The 6747-nt window shown below is 38.4% G+C and carries 10 protein-coding genes and 1 pseudogene; all 11 read left to right on the top strand.

Going from position 1 to position 6747, the window contains the following annotated elements:
* The first annotated feature begins 238 nt into the window (after positions 1–238).
* The 11 genes and pseudogenes from HT693_RS08435 (at position 239) to HT693_RS08385 (ending at position 6606) form a co-directional block, all read left to right on the top strand.
* Entirely contained in the window at positions 239–472 is a 234-nt protein-coding gene (locus HT693_RS08435) for a DUF1858 domain-containing protein (protein ID WP_000368739.1), read from the top strand.
* Positions 472–1806, top strand: a complete 1335-nt coding sequence (locus HT693_RS08430; RefSeq protein WP_050971556.1) for a DUF438 domain-containing protein — start codon at positions 472–474, stop codon at positions 1804–1806. The genes HT693_RS08435 and HT693_RS08430 overlap by 1 nt, the downstream gene beginning before the upstream one ends.
* Positions 1807–1815: 9 nt before the next feature.
* Positions 1816–2070 (top strand): DUF1912 family protein, encoded by a 255-nt coding sequence (locus HT693_RS08425; protein ID WP_023933271.1) that lies wholly within the window; start codon positions 1816–1818, stop codon positions 2068–2070.
* A 95-nt stretch (positions 2071–2165) separates the two neighbouring features.
* The gene (locus HT693_RS08420; protein ID WP_138703250.1) at positions 2166–2561 is read left to right on the top strand and encodes a helix-hairpin-helix domain-containing protein; all 396 of its coding nucleotides are present in this window, start codon (positions 2166–2168) and stop codon (positions 2559–2561) included.
* A gap of 282 nt (positions 2562–2843) precedes the next feature.
* Positions 2844–3421, top strand: a pseudogene (locus HT693_RS08415) (flavin reductase family protein).
* Positions 3408–3968 carry a GNAT family protein gene (locus HT693_RS08410; protein WP_023933266.1) on the top strand — a complete coding sequence of 187 codons (561 nt, stop codon included), beginning with the start codon at positions 3408–3410 and terminating at the stop codon, positions 3966–3968. Before HT693_RS08415 ends, HT693_RS08410 begins: the two are co-directional and overlap by 14 nt.
* Positions 3968–4546: an AAA family ATPase gene (locus HT693_RS08405; RefSeq protein ID WP_031222973.1), complete on the top strand. Its 579-nt coding sequence runs from the start codon at positions 3968–3970 to the stop codon at positions 4544–4546. The genes HT693_RS08410 and HT693_RS08405 overlap by 1 nt, the downstream gene beginning before the upstream one ends.
* Positions 4547–4842: 296 nt before the next feature.
* The gene (locus tag HT693_RS08400) at positions 4843–5040 is read left to right on the top strand and encodes a hypothetical protein (RefSeq protein WP_007284866.1); all 198 of its coding nucleotides are present in this window, start codon (positions 4843–4845) and stop codon (positions 5038–5040) included.
* Between the two features lie 30 nt (positions 5041–5070).
* Positions 5071–5226, top strand: coding sequence for a hypothetical protein (locus HT693_RS08395; protein ID WP_004237269.1), 156 nt, complete (start codon positions 5071–5073; stop codon positions 5224–5226).
* A gap of 5 nt (positions 5227–5231) precedes the next feature.
* On the top strand, positions 5232–6464 hold the full coding sequence (locus tag HT693_RS08390; RefSeq protein WP_119947207.1) for a beta-carotene 15,15'-monooxygenase: 1233 nt from the start codon (positions 5232–5234) through the stop codon (positions 6462–6464).
* Complete coding sequence (locus tag HT693_RS08385; RefSeq protein ID WP_172929682.1) at positions 6457–6606, top strand: hypothetical protein; 150 nt, start codon at positions 6457–6459, stop codon at positions 6604–6606. The genes HT693_RS08390 and HT693_RS08385 overlap by 8 nt, the downstream gene beginning before the upstream one ends.
* Positions 6607–6747: the final 141 nt, after the last annotated feature.

The following is a 6747-nucleotide window of genomic DNA, read 5'->3' as shown; positions in this document are numbered from 1 at the left end:
GAATGTTTGGAACGCTTTTTAAAACTAAATGACTATATAAGCAGTAAAATCATTTTATACTCTTCGAAAATCTCTTCAAACCAGGTCAGCGTCCATCTGCAACCTCAAAACAGTATTTTGATCTGACTTCGTCAGTTCTATCCACAACCTCAAAACACTGTTTTGAGCAACCTGCGGCTAGCTTCCTAGTTTGCTCTTTGATTTTCATTGAGTATTAGAACATACAAAGGAGGTCGTCATGGACAATATCATCGATGTGTCAATTCCCGTTGCAGAAGTGGTGGACAAGCATCCAGAAGTCTTGGAAATTCTAGTGGAGTTGGGTTTTAAACCCCTTGCCAATCCCTTAATGCGCAACACAGTTGGTCGTAAAGTATCGCTCAAACAAGGTTCTAAGCTTGAAGGAACTCCTATGGACAAGATTGTCCGCACGCTGGAAGCAAACGGTTACGAAGTGATTGGGTTAGACTAATGGCAGATGAACGAATTCATGTCCTGCGGGATATTTTGTTAGAATTGCATAATGGCTCCTCTCCTGAGTCGGTTCAGGAGCGCTTTGATGCGACCTTTACAGGTGTTTCAGCCATCGAGATTTCCCTTATGGAGCACGAGCTGATGAACTCAGACTCAGGTGTCACCTTTGAAGATGTCATGGAACTCTGTGATGTTCATGCCAATCTTTTTAAAAATGCTGTTAAGGATGTCGAAGTTGCAGATACCGAGCACCCAGGTCACCCAGTTCGGATTTTCAAAGAAGAAAATCTAGCCCTCCGTGCGGCCTTGATTCGTATTCGGAGATTGTTGGATACCTATGAGTCTATGGAAGATGAAGAAATGCTGGCGGAGATGCGCAAGGGCTTGGTGCGTCAGATGGGTCTTTTGGGGCAATTTGACATCCATTACCAACGTAAGGAAGAGCTCTTCTTCCCCATCATGGAGCGCTATGGACACGATTCACCTCCAAAAGTTATGTGGGGAGTGGATGATCAGATCAGGGAACTCTTTCAAACAGCTTTAGCGACAGCCAAGTCACTACCAGAAGTGTCAATTAGCAGCGTAAAAGAAGCTTTTGAAGCTTTTGCGACAGAGTTTGAAAGTATGATTTTCAAGGAAGAATCTATCCTTCTCATGATTCTCCTTGAGTCCTTTACTCAGGATGACTGGCTTCAGATTGCGGAGGAGAGCGATGCCTATGGCTATGCTATTATCCGTCCGTCTGAGAAATGGGTGCCAGAACGCCAGAGTTTTGTTGAGGAAAAGAGTGAAGAGGAGCCTGTACAGCTAGATACGGCAGAGGGTCAAGTTCAGCAGGTTATTGATACGCCAGAAGGACAGTTTACCATTACCTTTACCCCTAAGGAAAAGGAAGCAGTGCTGGACCGCCATAGTCAGCAGTCTTTTGGTAATGGCTATCTTTCAGTCGAGCAGGCTAATCTCATCCTCAATCACCTCCCCATGGAAATTACCTTTGTCAATAAAGACGATATTTTCCAGTATTACAATGACAATACGCCAGCTGATGAGATGATTTTCAAACGAACGCCGTCCCAAGTCGGGCGCAATGTCGAACTCTGTCATCCGCCTAAGTATTTGGACAAGGTCAAGGCTATCATGAAGGGACTTCGTGAGGGGACCAAGGACAAGTATGAAATGTGGTTCAAGTCTGAGTCGCGAGGTAAGTTTGTCCACATCACCTATGCTGCAGTACACGATGAAAACGGAGAATTCCAAGGTGTACTGGAATACGTTCAGGATATCCATCCCTACCGTGAGATTGATACGGACTATTTCCGTGGATTAGAATAAGGAGAAAAAATGAGTTACGAACAAGAATTTATGAAGGAATTTGAAGCTTGGGTCAATACCCAAATCATGATTAACGACATGGCGCACAAGGAAAGCCAAAAAGTTTACGAAGAAGACCAGGACGAGCGTGCCAAAGATGCCATGATTCGCTACGAGAGTCGCTTGGATGCTTATCTGTTCTTGCTTGGTAAGTTTGAAAACTTCAAAGTAGGCAAGGGATTCCATGATTTGCCAGAAGGCTTGTTTGGTGAGCGAAATTATTAAACGAGAAAGATTCTTGATTTTTCACTAAAATCTTGATAGAATGTTTATGTTAAATCCTTGTCAGAGCAGGGATTTTTTATTGAAAGGATTTTATCATGTCAAAGAAACTCAATCGTAAAAAACAATTGCGAAATGGCCTCCGTCGCGCAGGTGCCTTTTCAAGTACTGTGACTAAGGTTGTAGATGAGACAAAAAAAGTCGTGAAGCGTGCAGAACAGTCAGCAAGCGCAGCTGGTAAGGCTGTTTCTAAAAAAGTTGAACAAGCAGTAGAAGCTACCAAAGAGCAAGCTCAAAAAGTAGTTAATTCTGTAGAAGATTTTGCAGCAAATTTGGGTGGACTTCCACTTGATCGTGCCAAGACTTTCTATGATGAAGGAATCAAGTCTGCTTCAGATTTCAAAAACTGGACTGAAAAAGAACTCCTTGCCTTGAAAGGAATCGGCCCAGCTACCATCAAGAAATTGAAAGAAAATAGCATCAAGTTCAAGTAATTTTTCTTTAGTCTTGCATTTCCGAGAAAAACTTGCTACAATAGAGCCATTAGAGGTGTTTTGAATCCCACATTTTACAGAAAGTGGCGGCGCTGAGAAGTCCACAAATGTGTCAAAACTGGTTGCTAATGACTGAAAAAATGAAATATTTCTGTCTTTTTATTTTAAAGACTAAAGATGCGGGCTTGGCCCGAAATTGGGTGGTACCGCGGATAAACACATTCGTCCCTGTCATGTAGATGGCAGGGATTTTCTTTTGCGTCTTAGTCAAAGGAGCTTGTTATGAAGCAATCTTTTAAAACAAGTAAACTCTATTATGGTTTTCCTATCTTCATTTTGGGGTATCAGGATCAGAATTTTGGACACAATATTACGACCTGTAGCTCCTCTTATAGCTTGGGAGATTGGCTAGCCATTGGTGTCGGAGCTGAGGAAAATGCGGCTGAGCAAATCAAGCATTACCAGAAGTTTACTGTGAATATTCCTGATGAAAATCTCATGCTCGAGATGGAGCAGGCTGGTTTTATCAGTCATAGAGAGAAATTGAAACACCTGGGGCTAGACTACGAGATTTCTGAACGGACTCAGGCACCGATTTTAGAGGTTTGTCCAGTCGTGTTAGAATGTCAGGTAGATAGGATTGATGAGGAAGAGGGAATTTGTCATATTTTCGCTAAGATTGTTGAGCGATTTGTTGACCCAGAACTTTTGGATGAAAAGGGACATTTTAGAAATGACCGTTTTGCACCTACTTACTTTATGGGGATGGCCACCAGCGCGTTTATCGCTATTTAGATGACCGAGTAGACCCTATGGGGAGCTTCATTAAGAAAGCGAGGATGAAGGATGTCAAGAGCTGAATTACCAGAACGATTAGAAACCGAACGACTCGTCCTACGAGTTCGTACAGTGGCAGATGCTGAGGATATCCATACCTACGCTAGTTTGCCAGAGGTCGCCTATCCAGCAGGTTTTCCTCCAGTCAAGACCTTGGAAGATGAGATTTATTATCTGGAGCACATTCTTCCGGAGCGTAATCAAAAGGAAAATCTCCCAGCAGGCTACGGGATTGTCGTCAAAGGAACGGATAAGATCGTTGGCTCTGTCGATTTCAACCATCGCCATGAAGATGATGTGCTGGAAATCGGTTATACCTTACACCCAGACTATTGGGGGCGAGGTTATGTGCCAGAAGCAGCGCTTGCCTTGATTGACTTAGCCTTTAAAGATTTGGGTCTTCACAAGATTGAACTAACTTGCTTTGGATATAACCTTCAAAGTAAACGAGTCGCGGAAAAGCTTGGCTTTACCCTCGAAGCTCGCATAAGAGACCGAAAGGATGTTCAAGGAAACCGCTGTGACAGTCTGATATATGGCTTGCTGAAGAGCGAGTGGGAGGTGATTTGATGCATCTTTTCATCATTGGTGCTCCAGCATCAGGAAAAATGACCATTGGTCAAGAATTATCTCGACTGACGGATGCTACCCTATTTTATAACCATCAAGCCATTGATTTTGCACTAGAAATCTATCAGGACTATACAGAGGAAATGTGGGAATTTGTTCGTGGAATCACTTTTTCATTCCTTGGAGCAAGTGCAAGAAATCAGCGATCAGTAATTTTAACAGATGTAATTGATTTTTCAAATCAGTATCAGCTGATGTATTTAAAGCAAATTCAGAATTTGTTGGATGATTATCATCAAGAGATTCTTTTTGTTGAGTTGGAAACAAGTCTTGAAGAGTGCATACGTCGAAATCGAACGGAGAATCGATTAAAGCACAAACCCTTAAAACGGCATATTGAGGTATCTGAAAGAGAAATTTTAGAGACCGCTGAAACACTTCAATTAAATTCCCAATATCAACCGAATGAGTTGCACCACTACTTTAAAATAAATAATACGAATTTGTCTGCAGAAGAAGCTGCTAAGCAAATTCAAAATAAAATGAATACAATAGAGAAAGGACACACACATATCTAAACAACTTCATGAAGACGTTCTCAAGACTCAAGAAGTTCAAAAGTCTCAATCTTTTTCGTTCGTGATTCCTACCACCAAATGTAACTGGAAAACTCTACCTTAATCGCGCTTGGAGTACACCCTTCAAAGTAAACGAATCACAAAGAAACTGGGATTTCCCATTTAAGCCTGTATCCGAGGTCGTAAGAATATCCAATACAGCAGAGGTAGAGTTTGATTTATTGAAGAATGAGTTAGAGGAGAAAATAGATGGCTAAAAAGAAAAATAGAAAAAAGAATTAAACCGCCAGCAAAAGTTGGATATCAAAGTCGTTTCTGAAGAAGAGGTTGTCTGGACAGAACTACTGGCTAAAAAACCAACTTTTGTAGAACGTCGGACCATTCAAAATTTCGATGAACTACATACAACAGTGATGCAATATGCTGATGAACATGGAGAGTATCCAGATGTTCAGCTAATCAATTACCAACTGAAAAATAGGATTTTTGATTAGAATCAGGATCATGCTTTATTTAGAGAAGCTATGCATACTCCAAATACACAGAAGCGAAATGAACTGTTAAAACAAGTTTTAAAGATCAATCCAGATTATTTTGCTGCTGATTTTCACCCATTCTTATCAGAGGTTGAAGATTTTGATTTACCAACCTTTAGATTAGATTTAGGAGGCAAAGATTGAAATTAATGTATTATTTTAATACTGACAATAGATTGAAGAATCTTTTTGCTCAAACTTGGAAAATACTTATGTATGCGCTAACGTATTTTCCAATAATATCTCTAATTGTATTCTGTCTTACCGATTTTAAATTAGTTATAATTTTACAATTTGCCTTGATACTAATATATGTGTTTAACTATAAAAATCGATTTAATAAGTTTAGAGTTTTTCTTACTAAAAGTACTAAATCTTTAGCTTTTATGAACGCATGGGATGGAATATTTTGCGGAATCTTGACTTACATTCTTTATAACCTAAATCTAGTTGAATCAACTTTAATCAACTTATCTCAATATTTTTTTATTAATTATGGCATAAGTAAAAATCACATAAATAACTGGATTATCATTGTAATACTTTTAATATTACCATTTGTATTATCTGTTATAAAAACTGTAGGATCAATCAAGATATTTCAAAAAGTTAATAAAATAGATATCGTAAAGGGAAAGACACTGTGGAATGTATATGCCACGATGCTTATTATTTCGTTTTTATGGTATTATATCTATATTTATTACTTTATTTCTAATGTTATTGATTTTCATTCTGATTTAATAACTGACATTCTTATGTTCAGTTCACTTATTGCACTTTATTTAATATGCTGGTGGATGATTTATAATCTAATTAGACATGGTGCAAAAGATACCAAAGAAGTAATAGCATCATGGTTAATTGGTTCAATCTGTATATTACTGTTAGCAGTATTTAATCAAGTTGAAAATGAATTAATAAATGCTTTAACATGGTTTTTGCCAATTTTAATTCCTAGTCTAATTGGAGAAATAAATTCTCAATTCGATACAAAAAAACATAAGAAAAAACCAATAAGAACTGAGAAAATGGATAGACACCTCTATCGAACTCAACTATATGGTTTTCTTACTCTATTAATGTTGAGTATTATTCCAAAGTTAACCGAAATTATTTGGGGTTTAAAGATTAAGAAGAAATTGGTCGAATTTATAACTCCCGAAGCTGATTGGATGTCTGAATTATTTGCCTCAACTATAATTATTTTCGTTTGTTTCATATTATCATTAGTTATTGGGAAGATTATAATTTGGTTATTACAATATTTCTATTTAAACACCTATAATGGATATTACGTGTATCGTGACAATATGCATAGTATATTAATAAATCGTAGATATAAAATAAATATTCATAAAAGGAGAAAAAATAATGTCTAAAGAACTTTCACCTAAATACAATCCAGCCGAGGTTGAGGCTGGTCGTTACCAAAAATGCCTTGATACGGATGGTTTCAAGCCGTCAGGAGATCAAAAGGCTAAGCCTTATTCAATTGTGATTACCACCACCAAACGTAACTAGAAAACTCTACCTTAATCACACCTGGGGTACAACCTTCAAAGTAAACGAATCACAAAGAAGCTTAGATTTCCCGTTCAAGCCTGTAGCTGAGTCCCGAAGGATATCTAAGTCAGTTGAGTCGAATCTATTGCAGGATGAATT

It is taken from the genome of Streptococcus sp. 2154 (assembly GCF_013277255.1).
Classification (GTDB): Bacteria; Bacillota; Bacilli; order Lactobacillales; family Streptococcaceae; genus Streptococcus; species Streptococcus pseudopneumoniae.
The sequence above is the reverse complement of the archived record's forward strand: the minus strand, read 5'-3'. Positions and strand labels throughout refer to the sequence as shown.

Excerpts from the sequence above, each read along its gene's own strand:
- HT693_RS08430 (WP_050971556.1), top strand. The coding sequence starts at position 472 with ATGGCAGATGAACGAATTCATGTCCTGCGGGATATTTTGTTAGAATTG.
- HT693_RS08425 (WP_023933271.1), top strand. The coding sequence starts at position 1,816 with ATGAGTTACGAACAAGAATTTATGAAGGAATTTGAAGCTTGGGTCAAT.
- HT693_RS08405 (WP_031222973.1), top strand. The coding sequence starts at position 3,968 with ATGCATCTTTTCATCATTGGTGCTCCAGCATCAGGAAAAATGACCATT.
- HT693_RS08410 (WP_023933266.1), top strand. The coding sequence starts at position 3,408 with ATGTCAAGAGCTGAATTACCAGAACGATTAGAAACCGAACGACTCGTC.
- HT693_RS08395 (WP_004237269.1), top strand. The coding sequence starts at position 5,071 with ATGCATACTCCAAATACACAGAAGCGAAATGAACTGTTAAAACAAGTT.
- HT693_RS08385 (WP_172929682.1), top strand. The coding sequence starts at position 6,457 with ATGTCTAAAGAACTTTCACCTAAATACAATCCAGCCGAGGTTGAGGCT.
- HT693_RS08435 (WP_000368739.1), top strand. The coding sequence starts at position 239 with ATGGACAATATCATCGATGTGTCAATTCCCGTTGCAGAAGTGGTGGAC.
- HT693_RS08390 (WP_119947207.1), top strand. The coding sequence starts at position 5,232 with ATGTATTATTTTAATACTGACAATAGATTGAAGAATCTTTTTGCTCAA.
- HT693_RS08420 (WP_138703250.1), top strand. The coding sequence starts at position 2,166 with ATGTCAAAGAAACTCAATCGTAAAAAACAATTGCGAAATGGCCTCCGT.